The sequence below is a fragment of the Agromyces sp. NPDC056965 genome (assembly GCF_042673425.1).
Lineage (GTDB): Bacteria > Actinomycetota > Actinomycetes > Actinomycetales > Microbacteriaceae > Agromyces.
Window position 1 is genome coordinate 47,354 of sequence record NZ_JBHURI010000006.1, and the last position, 16,580, is coordinate 63,933.

General features: G+C 70.1%; 16 protein-coding genes, 1 tRNA gene and 1 pseudogene. 4 read left to right on the plus strand and 14 right to left on the minus strand.

The features are described 5' to 3' along the window. From ACFTQE_RS02935 to ACFTQE_RS02950, 4 genes and pseudogenes are all read right to left on the minus strand, one after another. A pseudogene (locus ACFTQE_RS02935) lies at nucleotides 1-275 on the minus strand (MFS transporter); the annotation flags it as partial. A gap of 55 nt (nucleotides 276-330) precedes the next feature. Next, the gene (locus ACFTQE_RS02940) at nucleotides 331-1,788 is read right to left on the minus strand and encodes a flotillin family protein (RefSeq protein ID WP_376923647.1); all 1,458 of its coding nucleotides are present in this window, start codon (nucleotides 1,786-1,788) and stop codon (nucleotides 331-333) included. 79 nt (nucleotides 1,789-1,867) lie between these two features. Then, entirely contained in the window at nucleotides 1,868-2,338 is a 471-nt protein-coding gene (locus ACFTQE_RS02945; protein ID WP_376923648.1) for a hypothetical protein, read from the minus strand. A 137-nt stretch (nucleotides 2,339-2,475) separates the two neighbouring features. Continuing rightward, nucleotides 2,476-3,237 (minus strand): hypothetical protein, encoded by a 762-nt coding sequence (locus tag ACFTQE_RS02950; RefSeq protein WP_376923649.1) that lies wholly within the window; start codon nucleotides 3,235-3,237, stop codon nucleotides 2,476-2,478. A 95-nt stretch (nucleotides 3,238-3,332) separates the two neighbouring features. On the opposite strand from ACFTQE_RS02950, the gene ACFTQE_RS02955 reads away from it, so the two are divergent. Then, a complete protein-coding gene (locus ACFTQE_RS02955) occupies nucleotides 3,333-5,126 on the plus strand; it encodes a bifunctional 3'-5' exonuclease/DNA polymerase (RefSeq protein ID WP_376923650.1) in 1,794 nt (597 codons plus the stop codon). On the opposite strand, the gene ACFTQE_RS02960 is transcribed toward ACFTQE_RS02955, so the two are convergent. Next, a complete protein-coding gene (locus tag ACFTQE_RS02960; protein ID WP_376923651.1) occupies nucleotides 5,105-5,755 on the minus strand; it encodes a PadR family transcriptional regulator in 651 nt (216 codons plus the stop codon). The two genes, ACFTQE_RS02955 and ACFTQE_RS02960, sit on opposite strands and share 22 nt — an antisense overlap. Before the next feature lie 170 nt (nucleotides 5,756-5,925). Here ACFTQE_RS02960 and ACFTQE_RS02965 point away from each other — a divergent pair, with 170 nt between their 5' ends. Then, nucleotides 5,926-6,447, plus strand: a complete 522-nt coding sequence (locus ACFTQE_RS02965) for a DUF3145 domain-containing protein (RefSeq protein WP_375832770.1) — start codon at nucleotides 5,926-5,928, stop codon at nucleotides 6,445-6,447. A gap of 153 nt (nucleotides 6,448-6,600) precedes the next feature. On the opposite strand, the gene ACFTQE_RS02970 is transcribed toward ACFTQE_RS02965, so the two are convergent. The 6 genes from ACFTQE_RS02970 to aceE form a co-directional block, all read right to left on the minus strand. Beyond that, complete coding sequence (locus ACFTQE_RS02970) at nucleotides 6,601-7,836, minus strand: beta-ketoacyl-[acyl-carrier-protein] synthase family protein (protein ID WP_376923652.1); 1,236 nt, start codon at nucleotides 7,834-7,836, stop codon at nucleotides 6,601-6,603. Between the two features lie 80 nt (nucleotides 7,837-7,916). Then, complete coding sequence (locus ACFTQE_RS02975; protein ID WP_056008597.1) at nucleotides 7,917-8,165, minus strand: acyl carrier protein; 249 nt, start codon at nucleotides 8,163-8,165, stop codon at nucleotides 7,917-7,919. 65 nt (nucleotides 8,166-8,230) lie between these two features. Beyond that, nucleotides 8,231-9,235: a beta-ketoacyl-ACP synthase III gene (locus tag ACFTQE_RS02980; RefSeq protein ID WP_376923653.1), complete on the minus strand. Its 1,005-nt coding sequence runs from the start codon at nucleotides 9,233-9,235 to the stop codon at nucleotides 8,231-8,233. A gap of 27 nt (nucleotides 9,236-9,262) precedes the next feature. Then, on the minus strand, nucleotides 9,263-10,183 hold the full coding sequence (locus ACFTQE_RS02985; RefSeq protein ID WP_376923654.1) for an ACP S-malonyltransferase: 921 nt from the start codon (nucleotides 10,181-10,183) through the stop codon (nucleotides 9,263-9,265). A gap of 92 nt (nucleotides 10,184-10,275) precedes the next feature. Next, complete coding sequence (locus ACFTQE_RS02990) at nucleotides 10,276-11,490, minus strand: CdaR family transcriptional regulator (RefSeq protein ID WP_056008603.1); 1,215 nt, start codon at nucleotides 11,488-11,490, stop codon at nucleotides 10,276-10,278. 11 nt (nucleotides 11,491-11,501) lie between these two features. After that, nucleotides 11,502-14,228, minus strand: a complete 2,727-nt coding sequence (gene aceE / locus ACFTQE_RS02995) for a pyruvate dehydrogenase (acetyl-transferring), homodimeric type (protein WP_376923655.1) — start codon at nucleotides 14,226-14,228, stop codon at nucleotides 11,502-11,504. A 174-nt stretch (nucleotides 14,229-14,402) separates the two neighbouring features. Between aceE and ACFTQE_RS03000 the strand changes: the two genes are divergently transcribed. Continuing rightward, nucleotides 14,403-14,858, plus strand: a complete 456-nt coding sequence (locus tag ACFTQE_RS03000) for a peroxiredoxin (RefSeq protein WP_376923656.1) — start codon at nucleotides 14,403-14,405, stop codon at nucleotides 14,856-14,858. A 38-nt stretch (nucleotides 14,859-14,896) separates the two neighbouring features. Here ACFTQE_RS03000 and ACFTQE_RS03005 read toward each other — a convergent pair whose 3' ends face one another. Then, the gene (locus ACFTQE_RS03005; protein WP_376923657.1) at nucleotides 14,897-15,598 is read right to left on the minus strand and encodes a hypothetical protein; all 702 of its coding nucleotides are present in this window, start codon (nucleotides 15,596-15,598) and stop codon (nucleotides 14,897-14,899) included. A 54-nt stretch (nucleotides 15,599-15,652) separates the two neighbouring features. Here ACFTQE_RS03005 and ACFTQE_RS03010 point away from each other — a divergent pair. Then, nucleotides 15,653-15,725, plus strand: a tRNA-Val gene (locus tag ACFTQE_RS03010). A gap of 63 nt (nucleotides 15,726-15,788) precedes the next feature. On the opposite strand, the gene ACFTQE_RS03015 is transcribed toward ACFTQE_RS03010, so the two are convergent. Both ACFTQE_RS03015 and ACFTQE_RS03020 read right to left on the minus strand, forming a co-directional pair. Beyond that, a complete protein-coding gene (locus tag ACFTQE_RS03015) occupies nucleotides 15,789-16,088 on the minus strand; it encodes a hypothetical protein (protein ID WP_376923658.1) in 300 nt (99 codons plus the stop codon). 65 nt (nucleotides 16,089-16,153) lie between these two features. Continuing rightward, nucleotides 16,154-16,576, minus strand: coding sequence for a DUF1801 domain-containing protein (locus tag ACFTQE_RS03020; protein WP_376923659.1), 423 nt, complete (start codon nucleotides 16,574-16,576; stop codon nucleotides 16,154-16,156). Nucleotides 16,577-16,580: the final 4 nt, after the last annotated feature.

Genomic DNA, 16,580 nt, shown 5'->3' on the forward strand with positions numbered 1-16,580 from the left:
CCTAAGAGGGGCCGCCGCCCGACCCGGGCGCACCCCGCCCCCACCCGCCGGGGGCCGCGGGGGGCCCCGGCGGCGCCGGCGCCCCCCTGCCCCGCGCCCACCGCCGGGTCATCGGTGATCGTGTCGTAGACGAACACGTTGAGGTACATGTTCTCGACCGTCCACGCGATCTGGCCGACGAGGCCGACGAGCGCGAGCACCGCCCAGCGCCGCGCGCCGAGCCGGCTTGCACGGCCCGCCTGGGTCGTGCCCGGATCCGTGGACGTCGTCGTCACGGGTGCATCCTCTCCGCCGACGGGTCGGCGCTTCGGTGTTACAGGGGTCGCCGCGTCACTCCGCAGCCGTGTCGGACGCCTTCACGAGCTGTCCGCCCGCGAGTCCGGCGAGGATCGAGCCGACGTCGAGTCCCGTCAGGGACTTGACGACCTCGGTGCCCTCGCCGAGCACCTGGCCGACGGTCTTCGTGATCGCGCTCGCGCCATCGGTCGACACGACGGTGAGGGTCTTGATGTTCGAGATCGGCTCCGCAGCAGCGCGCACGATCTCGGGCAGTCGCGAGATGATCTCCTGCGCGAGGGCGGCCTCGCCGTACTTCTTCAGCGCGATGGCCTTGGCGTCGGTGGCGGCGGCCTCGGCGAGACCCTCGGCCTGGATGGCTGCAGCGCGGGCCTCGCCGTCGGCGCGGATACCTGCGGCGAGTGCGACCTGGCGATCGCGCTCGGCCTCACCGGCGAAGCGAACCGAGGTGGCGGATGCCTCGGCATCCTGGACCGCGGCGACCTTGTTGGCCTCGGCGATCTTGGTGCGCTTGTACGCCTCGGCCTCGGTGCTCGCATTCGCGGCGTCGCGGAGGGCCGTGGCTCGCTGCACCTCGGCGTAGGCCTCGGCTTCGGCGGGCTTGCGGATCTCGATGTCGAGACGCTCCTGCGTCACGAGCGCCTGCTCCGAGAGCGCGTCGCGCTCCTGCACGGCGACCAGTTTGTCCTGCTCGGCCTTCGCGAGCTGGCCGGATGCCTCGGCCTCGGCGTTGGCCCGATCGGTCTCGGCCTTGATGGTGGCCTGCTTCAGGCTCAGCGCCTTCTGGCGCTCGGCGACCTGCTCTGCGGCCTCGATGCGTGCGAACTCGCTGACCCGGGCGGCCTCGGCCTCGCTCACCTCGGCGACCTGGCGTGCGCGGGCGGCCTCTGCACGGCCGAGGTTCGCGAGGTACTCGCTGCCGGGCGTCGAGATGTCCGAGATGTTCAGCAGGTCGACCTGGAGGCCCTGCTCCACGAGGTCGGTCTTGGTCTCGGCGACGACGCGATCGGAGAGGCTCTTGCGATCGGAGATGATCTGCTCGATCGTCATGTCGCCGACGATCGAACGAAGCGAGCCCTCGAGGGACTCTTTGATGATCTCGGTGAGCAGGCTCTGCTGCGAGAGGAATCGCTGGGCCGCACGGCGCACGCCGTCTTCGGTGCCGCTGACCTTGAAGTTGATCGACGCCTTGATGGCGATCTTGATGCGGTTCTTGTCGACGCCCTCGACGGTGATGCCGATCTGGCGCTGTTCGAGCGAGATCGCGAACCCCTGCTGCAGGATCGGCCAGACGAAGGTGCGGCCGCCGATGACGACGCGCTGCGCCGATGACTGCTCGGGTGCAGCGCGGCCGGCCCCGCGACCGACGATGACGAGCGCCTCGTTCGGCGGCACTCGGCGGATGCGACGGGCGATGAAGGTCAGCAGTGCGAGCAGAGCGATGACGATCGCGACGACCGAGATCACCTGGATCAACAGGGGGGAGAGCATCGTGGTTCCTTTCGGGAGGAGACGCAGGGCGGGGTGGTGCAGGGGAATCGGGTGGGGGAGGACGAGCCGCGGGCGGTCGTCAGCCCGCGACGACCTTCACGCGGCTGCCGGCGTGCTCGACGACGCGCACACGGGCGCCTTCTGAGATCGGCTCGTCGGAGTACGCGAGCCGGCGCTCGAGCTCGCCGGGGCCGTCGAGGCTCACTTCGCCGCCCGACGTGGTGACGTCGGACCGTGCGACGCCCGAGAGGCCGACCGCCGAGGCGGGCACCCCGTCGGAGCTCCGGGTGAGGTTTCGGATCGCGAGCACGCTGAGCAGGTACGCGACCGCGGCGAGCACGATCGACAGCACGTACACCCAGACGAGGTCGAGTCCCATGCTGGCCACGAGCGCACCGGATGCGCCGAACACGACCATGCCGACGGCGAGTGCAGTGCCCGAGAGGGCGCCGTCGCCGATCTCGAGGTGATCGAAGATGTCGCCGAGCACGAGCGAGATGACGAGGAGGACGAGACCGATGCCTCCGACGATGAGGAACGGAAGGAGCATCGACTGCCTCTCTGCGCGCGCGAAAACCCGGGCAGAGGGGGTGCTCGGGTGGGTACACCCTATCGGGCTGCGAGGCTGGGCGCAGCAGCGGATGCGCCGACCGCGTCAGACGTCTGCCGCGGCCGGCATCGCGGCGCTCAGACGGCGTGCTGCTGCGGCACCAGCAGCGCATCGACGGCAGCGTCGCCGCGGATGCGCCGCATGATCGAGACGACCTCGTCGGCGACCGCGATCGTGAGGCTGCGGCAGACGATGCTGTACGGGCCGAGTGGCTCGAGACCGCCGGCGCGGATCCGGACGACCTCCCAGCCGACCTCGCGCAGCGCTTCGTCCTTCTCGACGTCGGACGCCTCCTTCAAGCCGAGGTGCGCTCGCCTCGAACGGCCGGGATCGTCGTATTCGACGGCGATGCGCAGCTGGGGCACGAGGATGTCGGGCCAGACCTCCTGTTTGCCGTAGAACATCCGCGCGGTGCGCACGACGTTCACCCGGTGATGGAGGCGGATGCGTTCGCCCAGGAGCATCCGCAGGCGCTGCTCGACCTGCGAGGTGCCGAGCCGCAGCCCGGGCTTCATGAAGGCGACTCCGGCCTCGCGTCGTGCACCCGGCGCGGCGGCGTTCGACCGGCACTTCGCGCAGCTCGGACCGGTCAGCACCTCGCCGACCGTCGCAGGATATCGATCGTGACCCCGAGCGCAGCGCCAGTCGTAGCTCGCTCCGATGCGCGTCTCGCGGGCGAGGGCGGCGCGCTGCGGTGGTGCGACGCGGGAGAGCAGCTCGGCGCGCGAGCGCTGCGTCTCGTGCAGCAGCATGCAGAGCGGGCACACCCGCGTGAGCGCGACGGTACCCGCGGCGCCCGGCTCGGCACCGTGCCCGCAGCGGAAGCTCACCGCGACCATCGGCACCGCCTGTTTTCGTTCATGCCGTCATCCTCGCCGCTGCCACCGACATGATGGGGGCGAGGCATGTCGGACGCGCACGCGAGAATGGAGCCATGCGGATCGTGGTCGGTGCGATGGGGCCCGGCCGGGTCGGATTCGTCGACCCCGCCGCCTCCAGCGCACCCTTCGAGACGGTGCCGCTGCCGCAGTTCGCGACCGTCGTGCGCGCCCTCGAGTCGACGCACCGCCCCCGCTGGATCTGGGCCGACACCCGCCGTTGGTATCCGCGCCTCCTCACCGAGGGGGTGCGGGTCGATCGCTGCCACGACCTCGTCCTCGCCTCCGCGATCCTCGACCATTCCATCGCGACGACGTCGGCTCGCGACGGCGGCATGCACCCGCGACCCGAGTGGCTGCCTCTCGGGCCGGCCGAGGCCGGGCAATCGGCAGCGGTCGTGCCCGCGGCATCCGCTTCGCACTCGGCGCTCTTCGATCTCCTCGACTTCGACGGCGAGGCGGATGATTCGGAGCCCGAGCCCGCCGCGGGCCCTCGCGACGTGCTCGGGGTGCCCGTCGAGGCCGTGCTCGCCGAGCACGCACGACAGCTCGCCCTCGTCGCAGCGTCGGAGCGGCCCGGTGCGCTCCGGCTGCTGCTCGCGGCGGAATCGGCGGGCGCGCTCATCGGCGCCGAGCTGCACGCCGCCGGCCTGCCATGGCATCGCGGGGTGCACGAGCGCGTGCTCGAGACCGAGCTCGGCCCGAAGCCGGCGCCCGGCCGCAAGCCGGCCCGCATGGAGGAGCTCGCAACCGAGGTGCGCACCCTGCTGGGCGCCCCCGCCGTGAATCTCGATTCGCAGGTCGAGCTGCTGAGGGCGCTGCGTCGAGCGGGCATCCAGGTCGAGTCGACGAGCCGCTGGGAGTTGCGCGAGCACGAGCATCCGGCGATCGAGCCGCTCGTCGCGTACAAGAAGCTGTCGCGACTGCTCAGCGCGAATGCCTGGTCGTGGCTCGACGAATGGGTGGTCGACGGCCGGTTCCGGCCCGACTACGTTCCCGGAGGCACCGCCACCGGGCGGTGGGCGACGTCGGGCGGAGGCGCCCTGCAGCTGCCGAAGAACGTGCGCAGCGCGGTCGTCGCCGACCCCGGCTGGTCGCTCGTCGTCGCCGATGCCGCCCAGCTCGAGCCGCGAGTGCTCGCCGGCATGGCCCACGACGAGGCGATGGCCGCAGCGGGCAGGGGCCGCGACTTCTACAGCGGCATCGTCGGTGCGGGCGTCGTCGAGACCCGTGATCAGGCGAAGGTCGCGATCCTCGGCGCCATGTACGGGGCGACGACCGGCGAGAGCGGTCGCCTCGTGCCGCGCCTGGCACGCGCCTACCCGCGCGCGATGGCGCTCGTCGATCGAGCCGCCGCCGACGGCGAGCGCGGTGCCAGCGTCACGACGCTCCTCGGCAGGTCGTCGCCCTTGCCGGGCGCCGAGTGGCGTGCCGCGCAGTCGCTCGCCTCGCAACCCGACGCGACGCCGGCCGACGAACGACGTGCACGTTCCCGCGCGCGCGACTGGGGCCGCTTCACTCGCAACTTCGTCGTGCAGGGCACCGCCGCCGAATGGGCGCTCTGCTGGATGGCCGGCCTCCGTTCGAAGCTCGTCGCGATCGCGGGCGATGCCGCCGAGCCGGGTGCGATCGCGGCTCGCTCCAGTGCGGCATTCGAGCGCGTCCCGCACCTCGTCTACTACCTGCACGACGAGATCATCGTGCACACTCCGACCGAGTACGCCGATGCCGTCGCGGCCGCGGTGATGGAGTCCGCGACCGCTGCCGGCAGGCTGCTCTTCGGCGACTTCCCCGTGGAGTTCCCGCTCGACCTCGCGATCGTCGAGAGCTACGCGTCGGCTGACGCCTGAGGTGCGCCGGGCTCGGAGCCGGGGAGCTCGGAGGCCGCCGATCTCGTCGAAGGCCGCCGTCCGCGTCGGGGCCGCTCCAATCGTGGTGCGAAGGCGAGATCGTGCCGGGCCGTGACCGCCTCCACCTCGTCGAGCCAAGCCAGCGCCCCACGGGCGCGCGCGACCTCGGCGGCGGCGGCCAGCGCCGCGAGTCGAGCGAGCGGGCTCACGTCGTCACCGGCACGGTCGTCGACTTCGGCACGAGCGGATGCCTCGACGGCGCGCTCCTGCCAGCGCACGCGCTCCGCCTCGACGATCGGACCGGCGTCGACGCCCGGCAACGATGCCGCCACGAGCACGCGATCGACGGTCTCATCCCACGGGTCGCTGCCCGAGGCATCCGTGCCGGAGAACCAGGCCGACGTCGCGGCCGCGCCCGTCTTCGTCGCACGGTAGAGGGGGAGGCCGTCGTCGGTGGCGCCCGCCGATTCGATCAGGCCCTGCTTGCCGAGCCGCTCGAGCGTCGCATAGCTCTGCCCGACGTTGACCTCTCGCCGACCGCCCGTGCGCTCGGCGAGCTCGCCGTGCAGCTGGAACCCGTAGCCCGGGCCGCCCGAGAGCAGGGCGAGCAGTGCGTCGCGAACAGCCATTCGTACTCCGATCGAGGTCAACGTTTCACTGAGTATACGGTTTCGAACCTTGTCAATGCGCCTGATGCGGGGCATAATCGGCGGTGACGGCTCGCTCGTCGACAACCGAATACCGTCATCTGTCCGTCTGAGGTCGTTGGGGAAGACGCACCTCGAGAACGGAGACAGACATGACGAAGAATGCCACGCGGGCAGTGCGCACCGCGCGAGGCGTGCTGTTCGTGCACTCCTCGCCGAGGGCGCTGTGTCCGCATGTCGAGTGGGCCGCCGGCACCGCCCTCGGTGTCGCCGTGAACTTCGACTGGAACGAGCAGCCGGTGCTTCGCGGTGCCATGCGCGCGGAGTTCTACTGGGAGGGCGAAGCCGGCAGCGGCGCGAAACTCGCCTCGGCGCTGCGCGGCTGGGAGCAACTGCGCTTCGAGGTGAGCGAGGACCCGACCCCCGGCTCCGATGGCGCGCGATGGATGCACACGCCCGAACTCGGCGTCTTCTTCGCCCAGACCGACACCGCGGGGAACACCGTGGTGCCCGAGGACCGCATCCGATACGCGATGGAGGTCGGCGGCACCGACCCCATCGAGCTGCACCGCGAACTGCGCCTCGCCCTCGGTCAGGCGTGGGACGACGAACTCGAACCGTTCCGTCACGCGAGCGACTTCGCCCCGGTCGTCTGGTTGCACCAGGTGGGCTGAGCGAACCTCGGTCCGCCGGCGGCGTGACGCGAGGTCGGATGACACTTCCCGGCAGCGCATGAGCGAAACCCTCGGACCGTTCACATGAGAAGACCCCGGCGCAGCGACTGCGACCGGGGTCTTCTCATGTACGGGCGCGACGGCCCCGTCTCGTTACGGCGTGCGGATCGCGACGACGGCGTTGTGGCCGCCGAAGCCGAAGGAGTTGCTGATCGCCAGCTGCGGGCCGTCGCCGAGCGGCTGCGGCTCGCCCGAGATGCGCAGCGGGATCGCGGGATCCTGCGTCGTGAGGTTGATCGTCGGCGGAGCCATGCGGTTCTGGAGCGCGAGGATCGTGAACACCGCCTCGAGCGCGCCGGTGCCGCCGAGCAGGTGCCCGGTCGACGCCTTCGTGGCGGAGACGGGGATCTCGTGCACGCGGTCGCCAAAGACGTTGCGCAGTGCCGTGTACTCCGCGATGTCGCCGACGGGCGTGCTCGTCGCGTGGGCGTTGATGTGCGTCACGTCGTCGACCGTCGCGCCGGCCTGCGCGAGCGCATCGAGCACCGCGCGGCTGGCACCGCGACCTTCGGGGTCGTTCGCCGTGATGTGGTACGAGTCGGCACTCACCGCGCCGCCCGCGAGCTCGGCGTAGATGCGTGCGCCGCGCGCGAGCGCGTGCTCCTCGGTCTCGAGCACGAGGCTCGCGGCACCCTCGCCCATGACGAACCCGTCGCGGTCGACGCTGTACGGGCGCGAGGCGTGCGCCGGGTCGTCGTTGCGACGCGAGAGCGCCTGCATCGACGAGAACGACGCGAGCGTGATGGGGTGCACCGCGGATTCGGAGCCGCCGGCGATGACGACGTCGGCGTAGCCGAGCTGGAGGTGCTCGTAGGCGTTCGCGAGCGACTCGGTGCTCGACGCGCAGGCCGACGCGACCGTGCGCGCGAACGCGCGGGCCTCGAAGTGCATCGAGATCGCGGCGGATGCTGCGTTCGGCATGAGCATCGGGACGGTCATCGGCAGCACTCGGCGGGGGCCGCGCTCGCGCAGCGTGTCCCAGGCGTCGAGGAGGGTCCAGATGCCGCCGATGCCGGTGGCGTAGTCGACGCCGAGGCGCTCGGGGGCGACATCGGGTGAGCCGGCGTCGGCCCACGCCTCCTTCGCGGAGATCAGGGCGAACTGGCTCGACGGGTCGAGACGCTTCGCGACGGGCCGCTCGAGCACCTCTTCGGGCCGGACCTTCGCCTCGGCGGCGAAGGTGACGGGCAGCTCGTATTCGGCGACCCAGTCGTGCTCGAGAGTGCGCGCGCCGGACTCGCCGGCGAGCAGGGCGTTCCAGCTCTCTGGGGCGGTGCCGCCGAGCGGCGAGGTCGCACCGATGCCGGTGATGACGATCTTCTTGGTCATTCGAGAAACACTCCGATGGAGGAATTGGTCACACTGATCGAGCGGGCCGGGCGATTGCGCCGGCCCGCTCCACGCAGCTGCTAGGCCTGAGCCTTGACGATGAAGGTGACGGCGTCGCCGACGGTCTTCAGGTTCTTGACCTCTTCGTCGGGGATCTTCACGTCGAACTTCTCTTCGGCGTTGACGACGATCGTCATCATGGAGATCGAGTCGATGTCGAGGTCGTCGGTGAACGACTTGTCCAGCTCAACCGTGTCGGTCGCAATGCCGGTCTCGTCATTGATGAGCTCGGCCAGGCCGGCAAGCACTTCTTCGGTGGACAATGCCATTGTTCTTCTCCTTGGGGGTGTCTCGTTTGACCGAGAGACAGTCTAGATGGACAGGGGGAGGCGGTTCAGGGAAGAACCACCACTTGGGCGCCGAACACGAGTCCGGCGCCGAAGCCGATCTGGAGGGCGAGGCCTCCGGAAAGTTCAGGGTGCTCCTCGAGCAGGCGGTGCGTCGCGAGCGGGATCGAGGCGGCAGAGGTGTTGCCCGTGGTGGCGATGTCGCGGGCGATGACGACGGTGTCGGGCAGCTTCAACTGCTTGGCGAACTCGTCGATGATGCGCATGTTCGCCTGGTGGGGGATGAACGCGGCGAGGTCGTCGGAGGTCACGCCCGCGGCATCCAGTGCCTGCTTCGCGACCTTCGCCATGTCCCACACGGCCCAGCGGAAGACCGTCTGGCCCTCCTGGCGGAGCGTCGGCCACTCGGCCGCCCCGTCGCGGTACTCGGTGAGCGTGCCGTTCATGCCGACCGCACCCGCCTTCGAGCCGTCGGAGCCCCAGATGGTGCGCGCGATGCCGGGCGTCTCGCTCGGACCGACGACGACGGCGCCGGCACCGTCGCCGAGGAGGAAGGAGATCGAGCGGTCGGTCGGGTCGACGACGTCGGAGAGCTTCTCGGCGCCGATGACGAGGGCGTACGTCGCCGCCCCCGAGCGGATCAGCGCGTCGGCCTGGGTGACGGCGTACGCGTAGCCCGCGCACGCCGCGTTCATGTCATAGGCCGCGGCGGGATTCGCGCCGACGCGATCGGCGACGACGGCCGCCATCGACGGCGTCTGCTGCACGTTCGAGATCGTCGCGATGATGACGAGGTCGATGAGCTCGGGCGCGATGCCCGACCGCTCGATCGCCTCGCGCGCCGCCGTCGTCGCCAGATCGGTGGCCGAGACCTCGGCGCCGGCGCGCGTGCGGGTGATGATGCCCGTGCGCTGCTGGATCCACTCGTCGGACGAATCGATCGGGCCGATCAGGTCGGCGTTGGGCACCGCGTTCTCGCCGCGAGCCGCGCCGACGGCGTAGATGCGCGTGAAGGCAGGCCCGTGCGACTGCTGGAGGGTGGGATTGGTCATGCTCGGCTTTCTCAACTCGTCGTCGGCTCAGGCGTGCTGCTCGATGAGCTCGATCGCCGCCGACAGGTCTTCGGGAGTCTTCACGGCGACCGTCGACACGCCCTTGAGTGCGCGCTTCGCCAGGCCGACGAGGGCGCCGGCCGGGGCGAGTTCGATGATGCCCGTGACTCCTGCCGCCTGGAAGGACTCCATGCAGCGATCCCAGCGTACGGGCGAGGAGACCTGGCCGACGAGCAGGTCGAGGAATGCGGCACCGGATGTCACGGGGCTGCCGTCGCGGTTCGTCCAGAGCGGGAGCGTCGGGTCGGCCGGCGTGAGACCGGCCGCGACCTCGGCGAGTCGCTCGACCGCCGGGCGCATGTACCGGGTGTGGAAGGCGCCGGCGACCTGGAGCGGGATGACCCGCGAACCGGCCGGGGGCTCTGCCTTCAACGATTCGAGCGCGTCGAGCGCACCGGCGACGACGATCTGGCCGCCGCCGTTGAAGTTGGCGGGTTCGAGGCCGAGTTCGTCGAGACGGGGGAGCAGTGCCGCCTCGTCTGCGCCGATGACCGCGCTCATGCCGGTCGGCACGAGCGCAGCGGCATCCGCCATCGACCGGCCTCGCTCGGCGACGAAGCGGATCGCGTCGGTCTCGCTGAGCACGCCCGACCCGGCTGCCGCGGTGATCTCGCCGACCGAGTGGCCTGCGATGCCGCCGATGCGGGCCGCGCGGCCGTCGGCGAGGAGCGAGCCGAGCGTGAGGATGCCGGCCGCCACGATGAGCGGCTGCGCGATCGCGGTGTCGCGGATCGTGTCGGCATCGGCCTCGGTGCCGAAGTGCGCGAGGTCGAGCCCCGCGGCATCGGACAGCACCGACAGCCGTTCGGCGTAGGCCGGATCGGCCAGCCAGGGAGCGAGGAATCCGGGGGTCTGAGAGCCCTGTCCAGGGCAGACGACGACGATCACCACCCCAGTCTGCCAACCGGCAGGCAGAGCCGGGTGTGCACACGCGACAAGCTCTCGGCGGAACCCTTGTACGAACGGTACAGAGAGTCGCGTCAGTTGGTCGGTCGTCGGCGCGGCGCCAGCTCGTGATCGCTCATCGACCCGATGATGAGCGCCGACTGCAGGATGAGCGCCTCGCGAGCACCCGTCGCGTCCCAGCCGATCACGTCGGAGACGCGCTTCAGGCGGTAGCGCACCGTGTTCGGGTGCACGAAGAGCTCGCGCGCCGTCGCCTCGAGCGAGCGACCGTTGTCGAGGTAGCTCCAGAGGGTCGTGAGCAGCTCGGTCGAGTGCGCCTGCAGCGGTCGGTAGATGCGGTGCACGAGCGTCGCCCTGGCGAGCGGGTCGCCGGCCAGCGCGCGCTCGGGCAGCAGGTCGTCGGCGTGCACCGGCCGGGGAGCATGGCGCCAGGACCGGGCGACCGCGAACCCCGCGAGCGCGGCCTTGGCGCTCTTCGAGGCGTCGACGAGGTTCGGCACCGCGTGGCCGAGCACGAGGTGCCCTGGGCCGAAGTGCGGTTCGAGCTGGCTCGCGATCTCCATGAAGGTGAGCGCCGGAGCGGTGCCGATCGCCTCCTCGGCCTCGCGGGCGAGCGGGTCGGCGCGACCGATCACGAGCACGAGCCGGTTGCCCTGCACGCCGATCAGGACATCGGCGTGCATGTGGCGGGCGGCCCGGCGCACGTGGTCGACGTCGAGCTGCTTCGGGGCGGTGCCGACGAGCACCGACACCTCGCCGTGGCCGTGCCAGCCGAGGGCCGCGATGCGGCTCGGCAGCTCGTCGTCGGCCTCGCCCGAGAGGATCGAATCGACCACGAGGGCCTCGAGGCGCGCGTCCCAGAGACCGCGCGCCTCGGCGGCACGGGCGTAGACGTCGGCGGCCGCGAAGGCGATCTCACGCGAATAGAGGAGGATCGCCTCGCGGAGCGGCTCTCCGCCGTCCTTCACCCGGTCCTCGACGACCTCGACCGTCACCCGGATGAGCTGCAGCGTCTGCTGCAGGCTCACCGAGCGGAGCAGCTCACGCGGAGCGGCTCCGAAGACGTCGGCCGCGATCCACGGGGTGGACCGGGGGTCGTCGAACCAGGCGACGAACGAGGAGATGCCGGCCTGGGCGACGAGGCCCACGGCGGAGCGACGGCTCGGCGGCATGTCGCCGTACCACGGCAACGTGTCTTCGAGACGCTTGAGCGTCGCCGTCGCGAGTTCGCCCGCAATGGTGCGCAACCATGCGAGCGTCTCCGCCTTCGTCTTGGGCCTCGTCGCCACCTCGTCGCCTGCTAGCTCTCTCCGCCGGCCGATCCGGTGGTGCCGGCGTTCACGTCGTACAGGCGGTACTTCTCGATCGCCTGGGCGGGGAGTGAACGGTCGACCTCACCGCGGTCTGCGAGGAGTTCGAGCGTGCGGACGACGACCGACGGACCGTCGATCTTGAAGAAGCGACGTGCAGCGGGCCGCGTGTCGGAGAAGCCGAAGTCGTCGGCGCCGAGCGTCGCGTACTCACCGGGCACGTAGGCGCGGATCTGGTCGGGGACCGCGTGCATGAAGTCCGAGACGGCCACGAACGGACCGTTCGCCCCGGTGAGCTTCTGCGTGAGGTACGGGACCTGGCGCTCGGCGTCGGGGTTCAGGAAGTTGTGCTCGTCGGCGGCGAGGCCGTCGCGGCGCAGCTCCGACCAGCTCGTGACCGACCAGACATCCGCCGACACGCCCCAGTCCTGCGCGAGGAGCTGCTGCGCCTCGAGGATCCAGGGCACCGAGACGCCCGAGGCGAGGAGCTGCGCCTTGGGCCCTGCGACATCCGACGTGTTGAGACGGTGGATGCCGCGGACGATGCCGTCGACGTCGACGCCCTCGGGCTCGACGGGCTGCACGAGCGGCTCGTTGTAGACCGTGAGGTAGTACATGACGTTCGGGTCGCTGTGCGATCCGCCGTACATGCGCTCGAGGCCCGAGCGCATGATGTGCCCGATCTCGTAGCCGTACGCCGCGTCGTACGAGACGACGGCCGGGTTCGTCGACGCGAGCAGCGGCGAGTGGCCGTCGGCGTGCTGGAGGCCTTCGCCCGTGAGGGTCGTGCGGCCGGCCGTCGCGCCGATGATGAACCCGCGCGCCATCTGGTCGCCGGCAGCCCACATCGCGTCGCCCGTGCGCTGGAACCCGAACATCGAGTAGAAGACGTAGACCGGGATGAGCGGCTCGCCCTGCGTCGAGTACGAGGTGCCGACGTTCGTGAACGACGCCATGGCGCCGGCCTCGTTGATGCCGACGTGGATGATCTGGCCCTGCGGGCTCTCCTTGTAGGCGAGGAGGAGTTCGCGGTCGACCGAGGTGTAGTGCTGGCCGTTCGGGTTGTAGATCTTCGCGGTCGGGAAGAACGCGTCGATGCCGAAGGTGCGCGCCTCGTCGGGGATGATCGGCACGATGCGGTGGCCGAAGTCCTTCGAGCGGATGAGGTCCTTCAGCAGTCGCACGAACGCCATGGTCGTGGCGATCTCCTGCGTGCCGGAGCCCTTCTTCGCGATCGCGTAGGCCGAGTCGTCGGGCAGCGAGATCGCCGTGTGGTTCGAGCGGCGCTCGGGCAGGTAGCCGCCGAGCTCGCGACGACGCTCGTGCAGGTACTGGATCGCCTCGTCCTGGTCGCCGGGCGTGTAGTACGGCGGCAGGTAGGGGTTCTCCTCGAGCTGCGCGTCCGTGATCGGGATGCGCATCTGGTCGCGGAACGTCTTGAGGTTGTCGAGGGTCATCTTCTTCATCTGGTGGGTCGCGTTGCGCCCCTCGAAGGCCGGACCCAGGCCGTAGCCCTTGATCGTCTTCGCCAGGATGACCGTCGGCTGGCCCTTGTGCTCGCTCGCCGCCTTGAACGCGGCGTAGACCTTGCGGTAGTCGTGACCGCCGCGCTTCAGGCCCCACACCTCGTCGTCGGACAGGTGCGAGACGAGCTCGAGGGCGCGCGGGTCGCGGCCGAAGAAGTTCTCGCGCACGTAGGCGCCCGACTCGGCCTTGTAGGTCTGGTAGTCGCCGTCGGGAGTGACGTTCATGAGGTTGCGGAGCGCGCCGTCGTGGTCGCGGGCGAGCAGGTCGTCCCACTCGCGGCCCCAGACGACCTTGATGACGTTCCAGCCGGCACCGCGGAAGAAGCTCTCGAGCTCCTGGATGATCTTGCCGTTGCCGCGCACCGGGCCGTCGAGGCGCTGCAGGTTGCAGTTGATGACGAAGTTGAGGTTGTCGAGGCCTTCGTTCGCTGCGACCTGGAGCTGGCCGCGGCTCTCGACCTCGTCCATCTCGCCGTCGCCGAGGAACGCCCAGACCTGCTGGTCGCTCGCGTCCTTGATGCCGCGGTTCGTCAGGTACTTGTTGGTCTGCGCCTGGTAGATGGCGTTGATCGGCCCGAGGCCCATCGACACGGTCGGGAACTGCCAGAACTCCGGCATGAGGCGCGGGTGCGGGTACGACGAGAGCCCGTTGGGCGCGTGCGACTTCTCCTGACGGAATCCGTCGAGCTGGTCGGCCGACAGCCGGCCCTCGAGGAACGCACGGGCGTAGGTGCCGGGGGAGGCGTGGCCCTGCACGAAGATCTGGTCGCCGCCGCCGGGGTGGTCCTGGCCGCGGAAGAAGTGGTTGAAACCGACCTCGTAGAGCGCGGCCGACGAGGCGTACGTCGAGATGTGGCCGCCGACGGCGATGCCGGGGCGCTGCGCACGGTGCACGAGCACTGCTGCGTTCCACCGGATCCAGGCGCGGTAGCGGCGCTCGATCTCCTCGTCGCCCGGGAACTCGGGCTCGTTCTCGGGGGCGATCGTGTTCAGGTAGTCGGTGGTCGGAACCATCGGCACACCGAGGTGCAGTTCCTTCGAGCGCTTCAGCAGGCTCAGCATGATCTCTCGCGCGCGCTGGTGTCCCTTCTCGGCGACAAGCGCATCAAGGGATTCGGCCCATTCGGAAGTCTCTTCCGGATCGGCGTCCATCGCCTCGACCGAGTAGGGATCCTGGTCGTTGACAGTCACACTCGACCTCTCTCTTCAGCAGATCGTGCCTGCGGGGTGTGGGATGTGCGCACGCCGAATGGGCCGGTTCTCGGCCGGGTGGCACCACGCCATCCTAGTGATTCTATGCCCGCAGGGTGGGGGGTAGGCTGAGCCCTCGGTCCGACCGAACGTCCTGTGGAAGGAAGCCGTCCCGTGATCCTCGCTCCCGGCGCCGCCGCGCCCGACTTCACGCTCGTGAACCAGTTCGGCCAGCCGGTGCGGCTCTCGGAGCTCCGCGGCAGGGCCGTCGCCCTCGTCTTCTTCCCGTTGGCCTTCTCGGGAATCTGCCATGGCGAACTCTGCGAGTTGCGCGACAACATCGCCATGTTCGAAGGGCCGGATGTCGCGCTGCACGCGATCTCCGTCGATTCGAAGCACACCCTGCGCGCGTGGGCCGAGCGCGAGGGCTACGACTTCCCGATGCTCGCCGATTTCTGGCCGCACGGCGCGGTGGCAGACGCGTTCGGCGCGTTCGACGCGCGCACCGGGCTCGCCGAGCGGGCGACGTTCCTGATCGACGCCGACGGGGTGGTCGCCGCGAGTTTCGCGACGCCGCGCGGTGAGGCGCGGTCGCTCGAGCAGTACCGAGAGGCGCTCACGGCCCTCTGAACGCGTCGCCGCGGCATCCGCTCGCCTCGGTTCGGGGCTCAGCCGAGGATGTTGACGGAGCGGGCGATCACGAGCGCGAGGATCAGGAAGCCGCCGAACGCCTGCAGGGCCATGAGGAGCTTGAAGCGCGGTGACAACGGCATCGCGTCGGTCGCGCTGAAGGCCATCGAGTTCGAGAGCGCCGAGTAGAAATAGTCGACGAACCGCGGCATCCAGTCGCGCACCGCCGACGAGCGCGCTGCGACCTCGGTGACGGCGTCGTCGTCCTCGTCCTGCGGGAACCGGAAGTCGGCCGGCGGCAGCTCGGTGCGGGCCGCCATCGTGCGCATCACCGGACCGCCCCGGTCGAGTTCCCAGTACAGCAGCGTGAATCCGATCACGTTCGCGACCCAGACCTGCAGCGCCGAGAGGAGCAGTCCATGCGCATCGTCGGCCTCGCCGCCGGCGAGTGCCACGAGCAGGAGCACGAGCGTGGCCTGGTTCGCGACGACGAGTCCGGCCGCGAGGGTGATCGACGCCCATTTCGTGAACGGGGAGAGACGCGTGAGCCGATGCGGATTCGCGATCAGGAGCGGCACGAGCAGCGCCAGGCCGAAGAAGACGACGATGAAGCGCTGCGCGCCGAGGAACTGGTTCGGAAGCGCCGCGTACAGCGCGAGCGCGACGACGACGGCGATGACCGATGGCCATCGATGCTCCGTCGGCGTGCTCCGACTCGGATGCTGCAGCATCGGCTCCATGGCCGTGAGTCTAGGCAGCTCGCGATAGCATTGGCGTGCGCCGCGCGCGGTCGCGGGCCTTTAGCTCAGTTGGTAGAGCGCCACGTTTACACCGTGGATGTCGTCGGTTCGAGCCCGGCAGGGCCCACCGTCGAAGATTCGGTCGTGCTGCACTCATCCTGATGGGGAGCCGACCCCGCCGAGTACGTCGTCAGGGCTGGACTGCTGCCGCGATCATCGCCACCGTCAGCACGAGGAGCCCGACAGCCAACGAGAGACCGCCGGTGACGATCCCGGCGATTGCGAGGCCGCGGGATCGCTTCAGCCCCAAGATGCCGAAAACGATCGCGGCGACAGCGAGAAGCAACCCGAGCCCGAGCACCCAGACGAGCAGAATCCCGGCGATGCCAAGCACGAGCGAAGCGATCGAGAACCCGATACTCGGGCGTCGCGCACTCTGGGTCTCGGTCTCTGCGGAGCCGAGGTCGAGAGAAGGTGTCTCCTGCGTCATCCCGGAATCCTACTGGGTCTGACGCCGATCGAGAGTCGGGTGCGGAGGGACGCGATCGGCAGTCCCTACGCGGGCTCCGGATCGTCGCGACGGGACCACGCGATCGCGATGAGCTCTCGGAGCACGTCGAGATCGAGGTCCTCGAGCTTCTTCGCGTAGATGCAGCCCGCGCCCTCGGTGTACGTGCCGAGCCTCGGCAGCAGTTCGGCACCCGCGGGGAGATCCTTCAGCCCGTACAACGTGAGCTGCGCCTTGCGCGGCGAGAAGCCGGTCTTCGGCCAGTCGCCTCGGGTGCGCGGGTTGGCGGGGGAGATGTAGCGGTAACTGCCGTACCCCACCATCGACGGGCCCCACATGACCGGGTCCGCGCCGGTGACCTCGCGGAAGATCTCCGCGAGGCGGTGGCCTTCGACCTGCCGGCGAGCGGGCGCGGCAGCGTCCAGGAACGCCTCGACGTTGGCGTCGGTCGGTACCGTCTTGGGGCTCATGCAT

What these genes read in the sequence shown, in the direction of transcription:
- ACFTQE_RS02940 (WP_376923647.1), bottom strand. Translation starts at nt 1,788, where the DNA reads ATGCTCTCCCCCCTGTTGATCCAGGTGATCTCGGTCGTCGCGATCGTC.
- ACFTQE_RS02945 (WP_376923648.1), bottom strand. Translation starts at nt 2,338, where the DNA reads ATGCTCCTTCCGTTCCTCATCGTCGGAGGCATCGGTCTCGTCCTCCTC.
- ACFTQE_RS02950 (WP_376923649.1), bottom strand. Translation starts at nt 3,237, where the DNA reads ATGGTCGCGGTGAGCTTCCGCTGCGGGCACGGTGCCGAGCCGGGCGCC.
- ACFTQE_RS02955 (WP_376923650.1), top strand. Translation starts at nt 3,333, where the DNA reads ATGCGGATCGTGGTCGGTGCGATGGGGCCCGGCCGGGTCGGATTCGTC.
- ACFTQE_RS02960 (WP_376923651.1), bottom strand. Translation starts at nt 5,755, where the DNA reads ATGGCTGTTCGCGACGCACTGCTCGCCCTGCTCTCGGGCGGCCCGGGC.
- ACFTQE_RS02965 (WP_375832770.1), top strand. Translation starts at nt 5,926, where the DNA reads ATGACGAAGAATGCCACGCGGGCAGTGCGCACCGCGCGAGGCGTGCTG.
- ACFTQE_RS02970 (WP_376923652.1), bottom strand. Translation starts at nt 7,836, where the DNA reads ATGACCAAGAAGATCGTCATCACCGGCATCGGTGCGACCTCGCCGCTC.
- ACFTQE_RS02975 (WP_056008597.1), bottom strand. Translation starts at nt 8,165, where the DNA reads ATGGCATTGTCCACCGAAGAAGTGCTTGCCGGCCTGGCCGAGCTCATC.
- ACFTQE_RS02980 (WP_376923653.1), bottom strand. Translation starts at nt 9,235, where the DNA reads ATGACCAATCCCACCCTCCAGCAGTCGCACGGGCCTGCCTTCACGCGC.
- ACFTQE_RS03005 (WP_376923657.1), bottom strand. Translation starts at nt 15,598, where the DNA reads ATGGAGCCGATGCTGCAGCATCCGAGTCGGAGCACGCCGACGGAGCAT.
- ACFTQE_RS03015 (WP_376923658.1), bottom strand. Translation starts at nt 16,088, where the DNA reads ATGACGCAGGAGACACCTTCTCTCGACCTCGGCTCCGCAGAGACCGAG.
- ACFTQE_RS03020 (WP_376923659.1), bottom strand. Translation starts at nt 16,576, where the DNA reads ATGAGCCCCAAGACGGTACCGACCGACGCCAACGTCGAGGCGTTCCTG.